13 protein-coding genes are annotated in these 14,324 nt (G+C 64.8%); 6 read left to right on the plus strand and 7 right to left on the minus strand.

Translation table 11 applies throughout. The features are described from left to right. Nucleotides 1-130: 130 nt before the first annotated feature. The gene (locus tag OXC99_07310) at nt 131-1,282 is read left to right on the plus strand and encodes a mechanosensitive ion channel family protein (GenBank protein MCY4624791.1); all 1,152 of its coding nucleotides are present in this window, start codon (nt 131-133) and stop codon (nt 1,280-1,282) included. A 46-nt stretch (nt 1,283-1,328) separates the two neighbouring features. On the opposite strand, the gene OXC99_07315 is transcribed toward OXC99_07310, so the two are convergent. Then, nucleotides 1,329-2,090 carry a Vms1/Ankzf1 family peptidyl-tRNA hydrolase gene (locus tag OXC99_07315; protein MCY4624792.1) on the minus strand — a complete coding sequence of 254 codons (762 nt, stop codon included), beginning with the start codon at nt 2,088-2,090 and terminating at the stop codon, nt 1,329-1,331. 97 nt (nt 2,091-2,187) lie between these two features. Between OXC99_07315 and OXC99_07320 the strand changes: the two genes are divergently transcribed. The 3 genes from OXC99_07320 to OXC99_07330 all read left to right on the plus strand — a co-directional run bounded on the left by OXC99_07320 (nt 2,188) and on the right by OXC99_07330 (nt 5,659). Beyond that, complete coding sequence (locus OXC99_07320; GenBank protein ID MCY4624793.1) at nt 2,188-3,237, plus strand: C-terminal binding protein; 1,050 nt, start codon at nt 2,188-2,190, stop codon at nt 3,235-3,237. A 52-nt stretch (nt 3,238-3,289) separates the two neighbouring features. Then, on the plus strand, nt 3,290-4,378 hold the full coding sequence (locus OXC99_07325; GenBank protein ID MCY4624794.1) for a DUF1679 domain-containing protein: 1,089 nt from the start codon (nt 3,290-3,292) through the stop codon (nt 4,376-4,378). 186 nt (nt 4,379-4,564) lie between these two features. Continuing rightward, nucleotides 4,565-5,659: a phosphotransferase gene (locus tag OXC99_07330; protein ID MCY4624795.1), complete on the plus strand. Its 1,095-nt coding sequence runs from the start codon at nt 4,565-4,567 to the stop codon at nt 5,657-5,659. Nucleotides 5,660-7,189: 1,530 nt separating this feature from the next. On the opposite strand, the gene OXC99_07335 is transcribed toward OXC99_07330, so the two are convergent. The 4 genes from OXC99_07335 to OXC99_07350 form a co-directional block, all read right to left on the minus strand. Next, the gene (locus OXC99_07335; protein ID MCY4624796.1) at nt 7,190-7,828 is read right to left on the minus strand and encodes a peptidase E; all 639 of its coding nucleotides are present in this window, start codon (nt 7,826-7,828) and stop codon (nt 7,190-7,192) included. Between the two features lie 126 nt (nt 7,829-7,954). Further along, nucleotides 7,955-9,115, minus strand: a complete 1,161-nt coding sequence (locus OXC99_07340) for an acetyl-CoA acetyltransferase (protein ID MCY4624797.1) — start codon at nt 9,113-9,115, stop codon at nt 7,955-7,957. Between the two features lie 47 nt (nt 9,116-9,162). Beyond that, nucleotides 9,163-9,840 carry a 3-oxoacid CoA-transferase subunit B gene (locus OXC99_07345; GenBank protein MCY4624798.1) on the minus strand — a complete coding sequence of 226 codons (678 nt, stop codon included), beginning with the start codon at nt 9,838-9,840 and terminating at the stop codon, nt 9,163-9,165. A gap of 15 nt (nt 9,841-9,855) precedes the next feature. Continuing rightward, a complete protein-coding gene (locus OXC99_07350) occupies nt 9,856-10,581 on the minus strand; it encodes a 3-oxoacid CoA-transferase subunit A (GenBank protein ID MCY4624799.1) in 726 nt (241 codons plus the stop codon). A gap of 259 nt (nt 10,582-10,840) precedes the next feature. Here OXC99_07350 and OXC99_07355 point away from each other — a divergent pair, with 259 nt between their 5' ends. Both OXC99_07355 and OXC99_07360 read left to right on the plus strand, forming a co-directional pair. Next, complete coding sequence (locus OXC99_07355) at nt 10,841-11,740, plus strand: LysR family transcriptional regulator (GenBank protein ID MCY4624800.1); 900 nt, start codon at nt 10,841-10,843, stop codon at nt 11,738-11,740. Between the two features lie 175 nt (nt 11,741-11,915). Beyond that, nucleotides 11,916-12,755 (plus strand): MBL fold metallo-hydrolase, encoded by an 840-nt coding sequence (locus OXC99_07360; protein MCY4624801.1) that lies wholly within the window; start codon nt 11,916-11,918, stop codon nt 12,753-12,755. A 109-nt stretch (nt 12,756-12,864) separates the two neighbouring features. Here OXC99_07360 and OXC99_07365 read toward each other — a convergent pair whose 3' ends face one another. Both OXC99_07365 and OXC99_07370 read right to left on the minus strand, forming a co-directional pair. Then, complete coding sequence (locus OXC99_07365) at nt 12,865-13,842, minus strand: hypothetical protein (protein ID MCY4624802.1); 978 nt, start codon at nt 13,840-13,842, stop codon at nt 12,865-12,867. Nucleotides 13,843-13,931: 89 nt separating this feature from the next. Continuing rightward, nucleotides 13,932-14,324 (minus strand): (2Fe-2S)-binding protein (locus OXC99_07370; protein ID MCY4624803.1); only part of this gene is annotated, 393 nt, incomplete at its 5' end.

Below are 14,324 nucleotides of genomic sequence, written 5' to 3' on the forward strand. Positions count from 1 at the left end.
GACGGCGCCGGTTCCGGGGGTGTTTGGGGGTGGGCCTCCTGGATACCGGCCCCATATCGGAGTACGGGGCCGGTATGCGCGGGTATGACGCCAGGGGCGCTGTGCTATCCTGTTTCAACAAGAGGTGAGGATGAACAACCCTCCGGCCCACGCCATAGCGTCGATATCGTTCGGGTCCACCTATGCGGATGTTGCCGCGCTGGTGGGGGCCTTTCTCCTCTTTGTGCTGCTCTCCTACCTTGTGCACTTCATTCTCGACCGGGTGGCGGACAGCCTGAAGCGCAAGCAGAGGGCGGAGGTGATCGAGCACCTCATTCAGGCGACGTACCGTCCCATCACGCTCTTCTTTCTGGTGCAGGGGATCCTGGCCGTCGCGGTCTTGCTCAGCCAGATGGAGCGGTGGCACGGCGTCATTGGCCTGGACGCGTGGCTCAACATCATCTTCCGCGGCTGGGCGGTCCTAACGTTGCTGCTGGTGGCGGCGGGCGGCGCCCGGGCTTTGGGCGTCGTGCTGACCTGGTACGGCGAGAACCTTGCGGACGACGAGGGCGCCATACTCGCGCCGAGCCTCATCAATCCCCTGCGCCGCTTTGCCACGCTGGGCATCTACATCATCGCGATCCTGCTGGCCCTGGAGTTGGTGGGCATCAGCGTGACGCCGCTGGTGGCGGGTCTCGGCATCGGCGGTCTGGCTGTCGCGCTGGCGGTGCAGCCGACGCTGTCGAACTTCTTCGCGGGCAGCTACCTCTCTGGCGACCGGGTCATCAGCGCGGGGGACTTCGTCGAGCTGGAGAACGGATTTCAGGGCTACGTGGTGGACGTGGGATGGCGGAGCACACGGCTGCGGACGCCGTACAACAACCTCGTGGTGGTGCCGAACTCGCGGCTGGCCGACAGCATGCTGACGAACTATTCGAGCCCGGAGGAGCAGATCGGGGTGCTCGTCATGTGCGGCGTGAGCTACAGCAGCGCGCTGGCAGACGTGGAGCGGATGGCCAAGGAGGCGGCGCAGAAGGTCGTCGACAACACGGACGGCGCGGACAAGGGGATGGCGCCGTGGTTCGGGTTCGAGACGTTCGGCGACTCCAACATCGACTTCTGGGTGTGGGTGCAGGCCAACAGCCGGATCGATTCCTTCATCGTCAAGAGTGAGCTGATCAAGGCGCTGCACGAGCGGTTCGGGGCGGAGGGGATCTCCATCAACTACCCGATGCGCCACCTGGTGTTCCCGGAGGACGGGCTGCCGGTGACGCATACCGAGGGCGACGGGCCGTCGGCGTAGCCGGGGCGAGGCCCTTCGGCAGGCTCAGGGTGAACGTCGGCCGCCGTCACACTGGCGGCGCAACCTCGTAGACGACGCTTTCCCAGAGTGTCTTCGGCAGGGCGACTAGAGCGTCGTGGCCGGGCTCGCGGACGTCGAGGACGCGCTTGCGGGTGACGGGGCCGAAGCGCTCGGCCCACGGGCACCACTCGCGGAAGCCCGCGAGGGTGTGGGCCTCGCCGCCGAGGAAGAAGTGCTCGATATCACGCTCGTACGGGGTGAGTCGGGCCTGCAACTCCTCACAGACTTCCTTGTAGAGCTCGTGCATCTGGCCCTCTCGGATGCGGCGGAAGCGGTTGGACGACGAGCCGCCCTTCTTGTGGCGCCCCTTGACGAAGCGGCGGTCGGTCTTGGACGCGAGCAGGCGCTCGCCGCGGTAGACGCCGATGCCGTAGCGGCCGAGGCGCACGAGGCAGGCGGCGATGACGGGCTCGGTGTCCAAGAGGGCGAGCAGGGGCGTTGCGTCGATGCCTTCTGTCTGCATCTCGACGGCGAGGGGGAGCGGGGGGAGGACGGCGCGGAGGAGGCGTCCGTCCCAGAAGAGCGCGGCGCCGACGTCGGATGCGGCGATGGCGGCGGTCACGCGGTCGAGGCCGTCGGCGCCGGCGAGGGTGGGCGAGAGCTCGGCGAGCGGGGGCGGCGCGCTCCAAGGCGCGAGGCAGGCGGTGCGAGCCGTCGCGCCGGGCCTCGCGAGGAGGGCGTCGAGGTAACGGCGCATGCGGTCCTTCGGCAGGACGCGGCGGGTGACGGCGGCGGTGTGGGTCGTCATGCTCCAACTGTACCCCACACCTTGACGCAGCGTCAGCCTGCGCGGGATTGCTGAGTGGGGTACACTATGCGGATTCCAAGCTGAACGGGGGTCTACTATGGCGACGTTCAAGGTTGTGGCGCAGAAGCCGCCTGTTCCTACGCCGATGCAGCCCGGGGATTTCGACCTCGAGATGGAGGCGCTGGCGGGCATTGACGCGGAGATTGTGGAGCTGGAGGCAACGACGGAGGATGAGTTTATCGCGGGGGCGCGGGACGCCGACGCGGTGATGGCGCGAGGGCGGCGGATGACGAAGAACATCATCGACAGCCTGGAGCGGTGCAAGGTCATCGCGCTGGGGAGCGTCGGGGCGGACTCGGTGGACGTTGACGCCGCGACGGCGCGGAACATCCCCGTCACCAACTGCCCGGACACCTTCATCGAGGAGGTGGCCGACCACACGATGATGCTGATTCTCTCGACGTTCCGGCGGCTGACGACGATGGACCGGATGGTGCGGGAGTCGCGGTGGCGCGAGGGACGGCCGCTGCTGTCGGAGTTTCCTCGGCTGATGGGGCAGACGCTGGGGTTCATCGGCTTTGGACACGTGCCGCGGGCTACGGCGATCCGGGCGTCTGGGTTCGGCATGCGGATGCTGGCGTACGACCCGTACATCGAGGAGCTGGTGATGAGCGGGTACGGGGTCGAGCCGGTCGGGTTGATGGAGCTGCTGGAGAAGTCGGACATCGTCTCGATGCATGCGCCGGCGACGGCGGAGGCCGATGGTATGCTGACGCACCGGCACTTTCAGGCGATGAAGCCGACGGCGCTCTTCATCAACAACGGGCGCGGGCCGACGGTCCACGAAGAGGCGCTCATCCAGGCGCTGCAGGAAGGATGGATTGCCGCGGCGGGGCTGGACGTGCTCGAGAAAGAGCCGCCGGACCCGGAGAACCCGCTGCTGCACATGGACAACGTCATCCTGACGCCGCACGTGGCGTCGGCGTCGGCGCGGATGGCGCCGGAGTCTCGGCGGCGGGTGGGCACGGAGATCGCGCTGGTGCTGACGGGGCGGTGGCCGAAGTCTTGCGTGAACCCGTCAGTGCTGGAGAAGACGGACCTGCGGCGGTGGCAGCCGTACTCGATGGAGCGCGGGCCGGGGTCGTAGAGACTGGAAGCGCGCGCCCTTCGACAGGCTCAGGGCGAACGGAGGGATGACATTGGCGACTGTCGCGGTTCCAGCCAGCATCGAGGATGTGACGCCGGAGTGGCTGACGGCTGCGCTGCGCGAGAGTGGGCTCGACGTGCGGGTGGCCTCGGTGACGGCGCAGAGCATCGGCGAGGGTTTCGGCGTCAACGGGATGACCTCTCGGCTGCGGGTCGAGTACGCAGCGGGCGACGGGCCGCCGTCGTTTGTGATGAAGCTGCCAGCGACGATGCCGGAGAGCAAGGCCATCGGGCTGCGGCTGGGGTTCTACGAGAACGAGATCCGCTTCTACGACGAGCTTGCGGGCGGCGTGTCCGTCAACCTGCCTCGACATTACTACACCGGCATGGACAAGGAGCGGCAGGACTACGCGCTGCTGCTGGAGGACATGGCGCCCGCGACGCCCGGCGACGACATCGCGAGTTGCTCGCTGGAGGATGCGCAGCTCATCGTGGACGAGCTTCCGAAGCTGCATGTGCCGTGGTGGAACAGCGAACTGCTGCCGACGCTCGAGTGGCTGCCTGTCGGCGAGCCGAACATCGAGGCGGCGAACCAGCGGTTCCAGGAGACCCTATTTCCGGCGACGATTGAGCACTACGGCAGTACGCTGTCGCCGACTGCATACCGGGTGGCGGAGAAGTACTCTCGGGGGCTGGTGCACATCGTGAAGCAGATGACAGCGGCCCCGTACACGCTGACGCACAGCGACTACCGGCTGGTGAATATGCTGCTGGGCGGGACGGGGGAAAGCCGACAGATCACGGTGCTCGACTGGCAGCGTGTCGCGCTGGGGAAGGGGCCCATCGACGTGGCCTTCTTCACGGTGCTGAGTTTGCCGCCGGAGACGCGGCGGGCTTGGCAGTGGGGGCTGGTGGAGCGGTACCACGAGGGGCTGCTGGAGCGGGGAATCAAGGGCTACAGCCTGGAGGAGTGCCAGCGCGACTATCGGCTGTGCGCCTTCGCGCCGTCGCGTATCGCGCTGGCGCACGGGTCACGGCCGCGATCGCAGCTCGACGGGGACGCGGGCGTGTTGCTGCAGGCGACGCTGATGCAGCGAGCGGCGGCCGCGATGGAAGATTTGGACATGGAGGAGTTTTTGTAGAGGCAACCCTCGTGGTTGCCTTGGGCGCCCACAAGGGGCGCTCCTATGCCGGCGCCCCTCGGGGTTCCCCTGCCTTCCATACCGGGGTGCGGGGCAGGCTTCGAGGGAACGACGGAGGTGTCGCGTTTGTCGGGGTTCCTGCCTGCGCAGGAACGACGGTTGGGAGGAGAATCTGGAGGCAGGCCAATGGCAGACGTGGAGGTTCCATCCGGACTTACAGACATAACAGCTGAGTGGATGACGGAGGTGCTGCGCGGGCGCGGGCTTGACGTGGAGGTCGCGTCCGTGACGCCGGAGGTGGGCGCGGAAGGCTCGGGGGTGAACGGCATCACCTGCCGGTTGTTCCTGGAGTACGCGCGTGGCGGCGAGGGCGCGCCGGCGTCGCTCGTGGTGAAGCTGCCGTCGACGTCGGAGACCATCAAGGGGGTCGCGATCCGGCAGCGGTTCTACCACAACGAAATCTACTTCTACGACGACATCGCGGACAGGATCACGGTCAACATCCCGCGGCACTACTACGGAGGCATCGACGACGAGCGGCAGAACTTCGCGCTGCTGATGCAGGACATGACGCCTGCCGTCGTGGGGGACGACATCGGGAGCTGCACCAAGGAAGAGGCGGTGCTGGCGGTGCGGGAGATCCCCAAGCTGCACGCGCCGTGGTGGGAGCACCCGGACCTCGACAGCTTCGCGTGGCTGCCCGTCGGGGAGCCGAACCTGGCCGTGGCCGACGCCCGGTTCGCGAACGAGGTGCTGCCGGGGGTGATGCGCAACTACGGCGACGAGCTTTCGCCGAAGGTGCGGGGTATCATCGAGCGGTACTGCACCAACTTCACCGAGACCGTTCTGAGCATGTGCACGAGCCCCAGGACGCTGACGCACAGCGACTACCGGCTGACGAACATGCTGTTCGGCGGGCCGCCGGACGCGCGGGAGATCACGGTGGTCGACTGGCAGCGGGTGGCGATTGCTCGCGGGCCGGTGGACGTGGCGTTCTTCGCGGTGCTGAGCCTGACGCCGGAGCTGCGGCGGGCGTGGGAGCGGGAGCTGGTGGAGCAGTACCACGACGCGCTGATGGCGGAGGGCGTGAAAGGGTACTCGCTGGAGGCGTGCTGGCGGGACTACCGGCTGTGCGCCATCGGGCCGTCGCGGATCACGCTGTCGTTCTCGGCGCGGCCGCGGGAGGACATGGGCGGCGCGCACCTGCTCGCGCTGCAGCAGACGCTGATCTCGCGCGTGTCGGCGGCGATGGAGGACCTGGACATGGAGGAGTTTGTGTAGGGGGGGCGTGGCTTGACGAAATCACGAGCTTTCACCCTGACCCTTGTGCTGCACATGTAAGTGGGCCCAGTTATGCCGTACCATGCGAAGGCCGCCCTGTCCTGCGGGGGCTGGCAGGATCCCGAAATCGGAGGAATCAGCGCTCTATGCCGAACAATAGCTGTGAACAGGTTGACCTGATCCTCGTCGGCTGCGTCAAAAGCAAGCGCCATCATGCCAGCCTCGCCCGAGATATCTACACGTCACCACTCTGGGTGGGAGTTGAGGGGATACAAGATGCATGTACCGGACATTCACCACGCGGCCATCATGGCCGAGGCAATCGCAAGCGACTTCTACAACGACCGGTTCGACCTGTCCGCGAGGAAGGAGGGGTCCGGCAGCTTACGGCCGCAAATGCCGGGGAGCGACCAGGCGACGCGCCTGCGCAATTCAGGAGCATCTCTCCGAGCCGTGCGCCTGTTCCTGACATTCGTTTCAGCGATGGACCGCGCTCGTGACGCCACGCGTCTTTGGAATAGCGGGGCTGAGCTGTTTCAAGCGTACCCGGAGGTCTTTGAACCCGCTGAGGCATCAGCGATCCCGCTCTCCATGCTCCGCGCGAGGCTGTCTAAATACGGAGTGAGCCAACGTCATGGCCCAGACTCCTCCGGCTGGCACACCATTGCCCGCAGCCTTGCGGCAAGAGGAAACCCTGTAAGCCGGGTAGTGGATTCCGGCGTTGGGAACGCCAGAGAATTGCTCAGTTACCTGCGTATCAAGCACAGGGGGCAATCCCTGTTTCCCTTGCTCAGGGGCCCGAGGATCGGGCCGATGTGGGTGCGTATGCTTGTCACTCTAGGCGGGGCCACGATAGACGACATGGACATCATCCCTGTCTCGGTGGACGTGCATGTTCGCCGTGTTACACAAAACCTGGGGGTCGTGGACACTTTGGATATGTCAGAAAGAGAAGCGAGAGAAGTGATTCAGGACACCTGGCGCGCAGCCATAGCCAGAACGAACATAGTGGGTCCGCCCGAAATAGCCAACACGTCTGCGGCGCTTGACACGGCCCTGTGGGTATTCGGGAGGCTTGGGTGCAGTCATTGTGAGAAGGTGCCCCGGCCGGTGCCCATCAGTCGTGCATGCGACCACTGCCAGCTGCGCATTGCACCCTGACACGCGCCTCTTGCGTGCGTCGCCCCTTTCCGGCTACTTTCATTTGTGCGGTGGGCTTGCACGGGATTCGGCGGGGCAGCGTCGACAGGGCGTCCGCGGGCCTCTAACAGCTACGAATTGACTTGGAAAACAACCCGTAGCCGAAATTGGATGAATTAGATACGAATTGTTTTCCAGATAAACCATTGTGCGGACAGGACGACGCTCTCTCACGGCTTACCCTCGATCGGGAGTGGGTCAAGGCTTTGACGGAAATGACCGTGCAAGGCTGGTGAGGGTTTCCGGGAGGGGCGCTTTGGGGCTAGTCCGCGCCCAGCACGACGGTGCCCGTGGACGAGAGCAGCCCGCCGGTGCCGTTGACCAGCATAGCTACGAAATCTGTCGCGCGTCTAACGGCGTCTCCACAACCTGCCTGCCTGCTAGCTCGACGCGATACGCTGTCGCGCCTGCCCTTGCGCTGACCACCTCGGACAGCTCTGTGCCCACGAAGTGGATGGCGGCGTCATCGTCTATGGCGTAGCCGGGCGGGAACCCTTCCGCGACGAGGCTGTGGTAGAGGGGCCGGCGCTGTTCCTCGCCGTCGTAGTGGGGGCAGTGGGAGCCGGGCAGGAATCCGAGGCCGTCGTGGAGGGGCTTGAGCTCGTTCACGTCGAAGGAGTCGGTGGTCCCGCACTCGAACCAGCAGAGGGAGCCCGCGCTTCCCCCGCAGAGCACGATGCCGGCCTCCCATGCCTCCTTCAACGCTACGTCGACGCCGTGCGTCCGCCAAACGGCCAGCAGGTTTGCCGTGTTGCCGCCCAAGACGAGGATGATGTCCTGGCTGAGGAGGTATTCTCGAATGTCACGTACTGTGCGATTGAACAGGGCCAGGTGGGTCGGCTCACAGGCGGAGGCCGGGAAGTTGCTGTAGAACTGCACGAGGTGGGGAGCGGAATCGCCGGTGGCGGTTGGTATGCAACACACCCTGGGGCGGTCCTTGCCCGTTAGCGACAGGACGTACTTGTGCATAGGGTGCATTCCGACCGCGGCCGGCCGGGTCCCTCCGAATGCGACTATGTGCTTTCCTTCCATGACTTCCCCATTTCACGAGACGGGTGGACGGTTGGCGCTCGACAAAGGGCGAGCGGCGTGGCGCTAATCGGCGCCGAGGACGATGGTGCCGGTGGAGGAGAGGAGGCCGCCGGTGCCGTTGATTAGAGCGAGCTTCGGGTTGTCGAGCTGGCGGTCGCCGGCCTCGCCGCGGAGCTGGCGGACGGCCTCGACGATGAGGAAGATGCCGTACATGCCGGGGTGGGTGTAGCTGAGTCCGCCGCCGCTGGTGTTCAGGGGGAAGCCGCCGCCGGGGGCGGTGCGCTGCCCCGCGACGAAGTCAGGGCCCTCGCCCGGGCCGCAGAAGCCGAGCCCCTCGAGCGTCACGAGCGTGGTGTAGGTGAAGGAGTCGTAGACCATCGTGAGATCGATGTCGTCGTGGGTGACGCCGGCGGCCTGGAGGGCGGCGGGGCCGGTGACGCGGGACACGGTCGAGGTGAGGTCAGGCATCTGGCTGACGATGGCGTGGTCGTGGCTCTCGGCGCCGGAGAGGACCCAGACGGGCGGCTTACGGAGGTCGCGGGCGCGCTCGGCTGAGGTTACGACGACGGAGGCGCCGGCGTCGGTTACGAGGCAGCAGTCGAGCAGGTGGAATGGCCAGGTAATCCAGCGTGAGTCGTGGTAGTCGTCGAAGGTCATAGGGTCGCGCATCATCGCCTTGGGGTTCAATTGCGCCCACCTGCGCGTGGAGACGGCGATCTCCGCGAGGGCCTGCCGCGTGCGGTCCTCGCCGTACTGGTGCATGTAGCGGGTGCAGGCGAGGGCGTAGTTGACGGGCGGGCCGATGAGGCCGAAGGGCGACTCGTACTGCTGGCCGGGCACGTTGGGTTCGGCGAAGCCACCGCCGCCACCGGAGCCTCGGAGGCGCATGCTGCGGCCGGCCTGGCCGTGGGTGATGAGGGCGACCTCACAGTAGCCGGCGTTGATGGCCGTCATGGCGTGGGCCACGTGGATGACGAAGGACGAGCCGCCGACGGCGGTCGTGTCGGTGAAGCGCGGGTGGATGCCGAGGTACTCGCCGGTGGCGAGGGTGGAGAAGCCCGCGGTGAAGAGGCCGTCAACGTCGTCCCTGGAGAGCCCGGCGTCCTCCAGCGCGTTGTGGGCGGCCTCGGCGTGGTGCTGGAGCGCAGACTTGTTCTCGACGACCCCGATGGCGTCGGACTCGGCGGCGCCGACGATAGCGACGCTGCGGCGGAGGTCAGGCATGGCGTCCTCTCTGCCTTCGACAGGCTCAGGGCGAACGGTTGTTGAGGCTATGCCCCGTAGAACTCCTTGAGGTCGGGCGAGATGGTGAGCTTGGCCTCGGTGAGTTCCTGGACTTCCTCCGGCGTGAAGCCGGGGGCGATCTCTCGCAGCAGGAAGCCTTCGGGCGTGATGTCGAAGAGGCCGAGGTCGGTGACGACGCGTGAGACGACGTTGACGGCGGTGACCGGCAGCTTGCAGCGATTCAGCAGGCGCGGCTGGCCGTCGCGGGTGGTGTGCTCGAGGGCGAGCCAGACGCGCTTGGCGCCGACGGCGAGGTCCATGGCGCCGCCGATGCCGCCTCCCTTGCGGCCAAGGGTCTTCCAGTTTGCGAAATCGCCGTGCTCGGCGACCTCGTACGCGCCGAGGACGGTCACGTCGACGTAGCCGCCGCGGATGACGGTGAAGGAGTCGGCGTGGTGCAGGATGGACGCGCCGGGCTTCATGGTCACGTACTGGACGCCGGCGTTGACCAGGTTCGGATGCTCCTCGCCCTCGGCGGCTAGCGGGCCGTAGCCGATGAGGCCGTTCTCTGACTGGAAGACGATGTCCTTGTCCGCGTACTCGTAGTTGGAGCAGAGGGTGGGCATGCCGACGCCGAGGTTGGCGACCCAGCCGTCCTCGAACTCCATCGCCAGGCGGTTGCACATGGTCTGGCGGTCGAGCCGCTTCTTGTCCGTAGTCGTCATGGCTCCTCCGATGTCCTATGCTCGCCGTTCCGACGGCAGGGTCCAGAGGCCCTCGGGCGGCGGCGGAATCTTGACCACCCGGTCGACGAAGATGCCGGGGGGGTGCACCTGATTGGGGTCCATCCCGCCGAGCTCCACGATGTCGCCCTCGATCTCGACGAGGGTGCACTTGGCGGCCATGGCCATGATGGGGTTGAAGTTGCGCTGGGTGAGCTCGTACTGGAGGTTGCCGTAGGTGTCGGACGTGTGGGTGCGGATGAAGGCGTAGTCGGCGGGGAGGGCGTACTCGAGGACGTACTCCTTACCGTCGATGACGCGGGTCTCCTTGTCCTGAGCCAGCTCCGTGCCGACGCTGGCGCGGGTGTAGAAGGCGCCGATGCCTGCGGCGGCGGCGCGCATGCGCTCGACGAGGGTGCCCTGGGGCATGAGCTCGGCCTCGAGCTCGCCGGACTCGTTCAGCTCCTCGAAAAGGTTGCGCTGCGAGGGATGCGGCGAGGCGGAGAAGGCACAGCAGACCTTCTTCACGCGGCGCAGCTCGACGAGGTGGCCGGTGTTGGCCTTGGCGTTGGTCTGGTCGCCGCGGTTGGTGATGATGGTGAGGTCTTTGGCACCCTGCCGGATGAGGGCGGCGAGCAAGTTCTGCGGCAGTCCCGGCGGGCCGAAGCCGCCTACCATGATGCTCGCGCCGTCCGGGATGTCCGCGACGGCCTCGTCAAACGTTGAGAGCACTTTGTTCTTCATAGGCTGATTGTACTCCGCGGGTGTGGATACGCAGGGTCGCCTTGGTGAATCTCAGCTTTTGTAACACGCTTGCCGTTACGGGGCAAGACCCCAAGGCATGGTGAGGCGCCGGGGCCGGTCAACCTGCATCGAGACCCGTCCGTGAGAAAGTATTCGTTTGTGTACGTATTACTTATTGACCGAGATTGTATATCGTTATAGTATTCGCGCAATCATATGGAAACAGTACGTTATATTGCGTTGAGGCAGGAGGCGCCGGATGGACTTGCGTGAGTTGCGCAGCTTCTGCGCGGTGGCCCAATTCGGCAGCATTACCAAGGCCGCGGAGCAACTCATGTTGCGCCAACCTGCGGTGACCCTGCACATACAGGAGCTCGAGCGGGAGACGGGGGTCACGCTGCTGGACCGGAGCAAGCGGCCGGTGCAGCTCACGGCGGCGGGGGGGCATCTCGCCGAATTGGCGAAGCCGCTGCTGCGGCAGATTGATTCGCTTCCGGTGGAGACATCTTCATACGCGAGCCGGGGCAGCCTGACCGTGGCGTCCACCACGGAAATGATGCGCAACATGCTTGTAGACTCCATCGTGGCTTACCGGCAGACCTACCCGGACACTCGCCTCTCCGTGCGCAGCGGCCGCCTGCCGGAGGTGCTCCGCATGGTGCGGGACCGCGACGCGGACCTGGGATTCGTGCCCCTGACAGGGAGATTCAGCGAGTTCAACGTTGAGACACTGTTCACCAACGAGCGTGTGCTGCTGGCCGCCAAGGGGCACCCGGTGCTGGACCAGCCCATCGAGAGCCTTCATCAGATCGCCCAGTGGCCCCTCATCGTCAACATTGGCACACGGGACAACCCGACCTACATCGAGGGCAAGCTCAACGAGGAGGGGTTGGACTACAACGTCGTCATGCGGCTGGACCATTTCGACGCAATCAAGCGGTACGTGAGCAAGGGACTGGGCATAAGCGTGGTCCCACGCATCATCCTGGAGCCGGACGACGAAGTCACGCTGGGCATCGTCGGGCTGGGGCACATCGTGGATATCCAGAGCGTGGGCATCGTCACCGTGCGGGATACGCCAATGTCCCGGTCGTCGGAACAGTTCGTCGAAATGCTGCGGGAGACGATACCTGCGCACCTCGCGCCACAGTGGCCGTAGGCGGTTGTATCGACAGCCGCGCGCGTCACAGGCCAACACTTCCGACCTCGCATCAGCCGGGGTAGCGGGATTCCCACGCATTCGCCGTGACAAGCGCGCCCTCTCGGGGTAAGGTCTAGGCCGAGCCGCCATCGACGTGAGCGAGGGCGGGCCAACGCCATCAGGAGGGGCCGTCATGAAGCAGATCAGCGACAACGTCTTCGTCGACAACGAGCGGCGGGGGTCCAACCACGGATACGTCGTGACGTCGGACGGCGTCGTGCTCATCGACACGCCGCACAAGCCGACGGATGCACTGCGGCTGCGGGCGGAGATCGAGGCGATCGGGCCCGTGCGGTACATCATCAACACGGAGCCGCACGGCGACCACTGGACGGGGAACGCCTACTTCGACGCGCCGGCCATCGCGCAGGCGGGGGTGCGGCAGCGCATCCTCGACACGGACATGGCAGAGCACGTTTCGAGGGTGTCGGCGATGGGCCCGGACGAGCACCTGCACCTGCAGGGGTACGCGCCGAACACGCCCATCATCACCTTCGACAGGGCGATGACGCTGCACGTGGGGAACCACACCTTCCGCATGACGCACATGCCCGGCCACACGAAGGCGCAGGCCGCGGTGAGCGTGGTTGAGGAGGGCGTGACGTTCACGAGCGACAACATCTTCTGCAAAGTACACACGTGGATCCAGGAGGCGGACCCGAATGAGTGGCTGGGCGCGCTGGAGAGCCTTCGCGCGCTGCCGGAGGACTCGTTCGTGCCGGGACACGGGCCGCTGTGCGGCAAGGAGTACCTGGACGACCAGGCGGCGTGGATCCAGGAGTGGGTGGCTTACGTGCGCAGCGGGGTGGAGCGGGGGATGACGAAGGAGGAGGCGCTCGAACAGCTGACGGACATGACGGACCGGTACCCGATGGACGTCGAGCAGGACGGGATGGCGCCGTTCGTGATGCGGCTGAACGTGGCGAATTTGTACGACTACGTGACGGGGCAGGGGGCGCATGGGGGCGGGTAGGGGGGAGTAGTTCTGAGGGCGGTTACCCTACGACATGTGCAGGGAGAATGGGAGCCTGTGCGTCATGCTGAATACGCAAGAGAATGACGATTCACTCATTGCACGCGCTTTAAGAAGCGTAGGGCGTTGGGCTTAGCTGAAAGTCGACACGGTAGAAGCGGATATCAACATTGTCGACCACACTGAGCGCATATTCGAGATCCTCATCGCCGTCCCGACAGATTATCATGCCTCGGAGCCCCTTCTCTGTCTCACCATCATCGCCTTTGCAGAGGTGTTCCTTCACCCAACCCATATAGCGAAGGGTCTGTCCAACGACGCGGTCGGAGGTTCTACCTTTCTTGAGCTCCATGACCACGAAGGAATTGCAGCCGGGTTCCCAAGCCAAGATGTCTATACGTCCTACATCAGTCTGATACTGCTTGCCGCTAGTTCCATCAGCGTCTGTATAGACCTGAATGTCAGGCCCAAACACTGCACCAAAGTTTGAGACGATAAACTCCTCAAGGTATTTCTCAAGGGCAAACTGCGTCTGAGTCTGGGAAGATTGCTCCTCAGGGGGTATGCCTGTTTCATCTTGTACTTGGGAACTGAGACTTTCGTCAGCTTCAATCGCGCCACTCGTCAGTTCTGTAAACTTGGACGCTGTAACCTCATATACGGTGTGCATCCCAAAGGCGATGTTTGGGAAGTCGATGCCCGATAGATCTTCCCATTGGATTGGAAGGAAGTTTTCATAGGTGTCCGTGTTCATATCGCCAACCATCGCTCCGCCGTGTTCGCGGGAGTAGAAGGCTGGACCAGTCGCCGTACCAATGCCTACAATCCTTCGCCGCCCTGCGCGGGCAATAATTCGATCGCCCTCTTGGATAGCGTAAAACTTGTTCAGTTGGTGAAAGCCGTGTTTGCTGTCATTGGGCATGCGTTCCTTGAAGCGTTCAAGCCTCTCCTCAAAATCAAGAGAAGCAATGTCTCCAATGTTCCACCCGATTGAGATCACGCTGTTGCTCTTGTCGTAATCCCAGAAGAGCTGGAATTTCTGCACATTGTTGTAGTTGGCTGGGGCGATTAGCCAGTATCTAGTCAAGCTCGTACTCCAAAGGGTTATCAGAGAAAGCAATCGAGGAACAGAGTTTCTGTTCCTCGATTCAAGCTACCGGAATCGACGCGTTCTGCCTATCCTCCAGTTTCAGCCACAAAGGGGGTCGCCTCAAAGCGTTCTATGCGGTCACGGGTTTCTTCCCACCAGTCTGCTTCTCGGGGGAGGATTACCTGGCCGGAGCGTAGGTGGTAGTCCTGGGGGTTCTCGACGCCGGGGGGTGGGGCGCCGTCCTCGGCGAGGGCGCGGGCGGCGGCGAGGAGCTTGCGGCGGGTGCGGATGATCATCTGGTCCGTGGTGCCGAGGTGCTCGCTGGTGCGGTCCAGGATGGTGCCCATGCCCTCGGTCATCGCCATGTCCTGCTGGCGGATGCCGGTGATGCCGGACCAGCTCTTCATGGTGCGCTGGGCCTCGCGATCGATCTGGAAGTCGTTGTCCCAATTCTGTTCGATGACGTAGCGGTCGTACCA

The sequence above is a fragment of the Chloroflexota bacterium genome (assembly GCA_026713825.1).
Taxonomy (GTDB): Bacteria; Chloroflexota; Dehalococcoidia; order Lucifugimonadales; family UBA1127; genus UBA1127.

Bases quoted from the DNA above. Each gene is read 5' to 3' on its own strand.
- OXC99_07310 (MCY4624791.1), top strand. From the start codon at position 131: ATGAACAACCCTCCGGCCCACGCCATAGCGTCGATATCGTTCGGGTCC.
- OXC99_07315 (MCY4624792.1), bottom strand. From the start codon at position 2,090: ATGACGACCCACACCGCCGCCGTCACCCGCCGCGTCCTGCCGAAGGAC.
- OXC99_07320 (MCY4624793.1), top strand. From the start codon at position 2,188: ATGGCGACGTTCAAGGTTGTGGCGCAGAAGCCGCCTGTTCCTACGCCG.
- OXC99_07330 (MCY4624795.1), top strand. From the start codon at position 4,565: ATGGCAGACGTGGAGGTTCCATCCGGACTTACAGACATAACAGCTGAG.
- OXC99_07335 (MCY4624796.1), bottom strand. From the start codon at position 7,828: ATGCACAAGTACGTCCTGTCGCTAACGGGCAAGGACCGCCCCAGGGTG.
- OXC99_07340 (MCY4624797.1), bottom strand. From the start codon at position 9,115: ATGCCTGACCTCCGCCGCAGCGTCGCTATCGTCGGCGCCGCCGAGTCC.
- OXC99_07345 (MCY4624798.1), bottom strand. From the start codon at position 9,840: ATGACGACTACGGACAAGAAGCGGCTCGACCGCCAGACCATGTGCAAC.
- OXC99_07350 (MCY4624799.1), bottom strand. From the start codon at position 10,581: ATGAAGAACAAAGTGCTCTCAACGTTTGACGAGGCCGTCGCGGACATC.
- OXC99_07355 (MCY4624800.1), top strand. From the start codon at position 10,841: ATGGACTTGCGTGAGTTGCGCAGCTTCTGCGCGGTGGCCCAATTCGGC.
- OXC99_07360 (MCY4624801.1), top strand. From the start codon at position 11,916: ATGAAGCAGATCAGCGACAACGTCTTCGTCGACAACGAGCGGCGGGGG.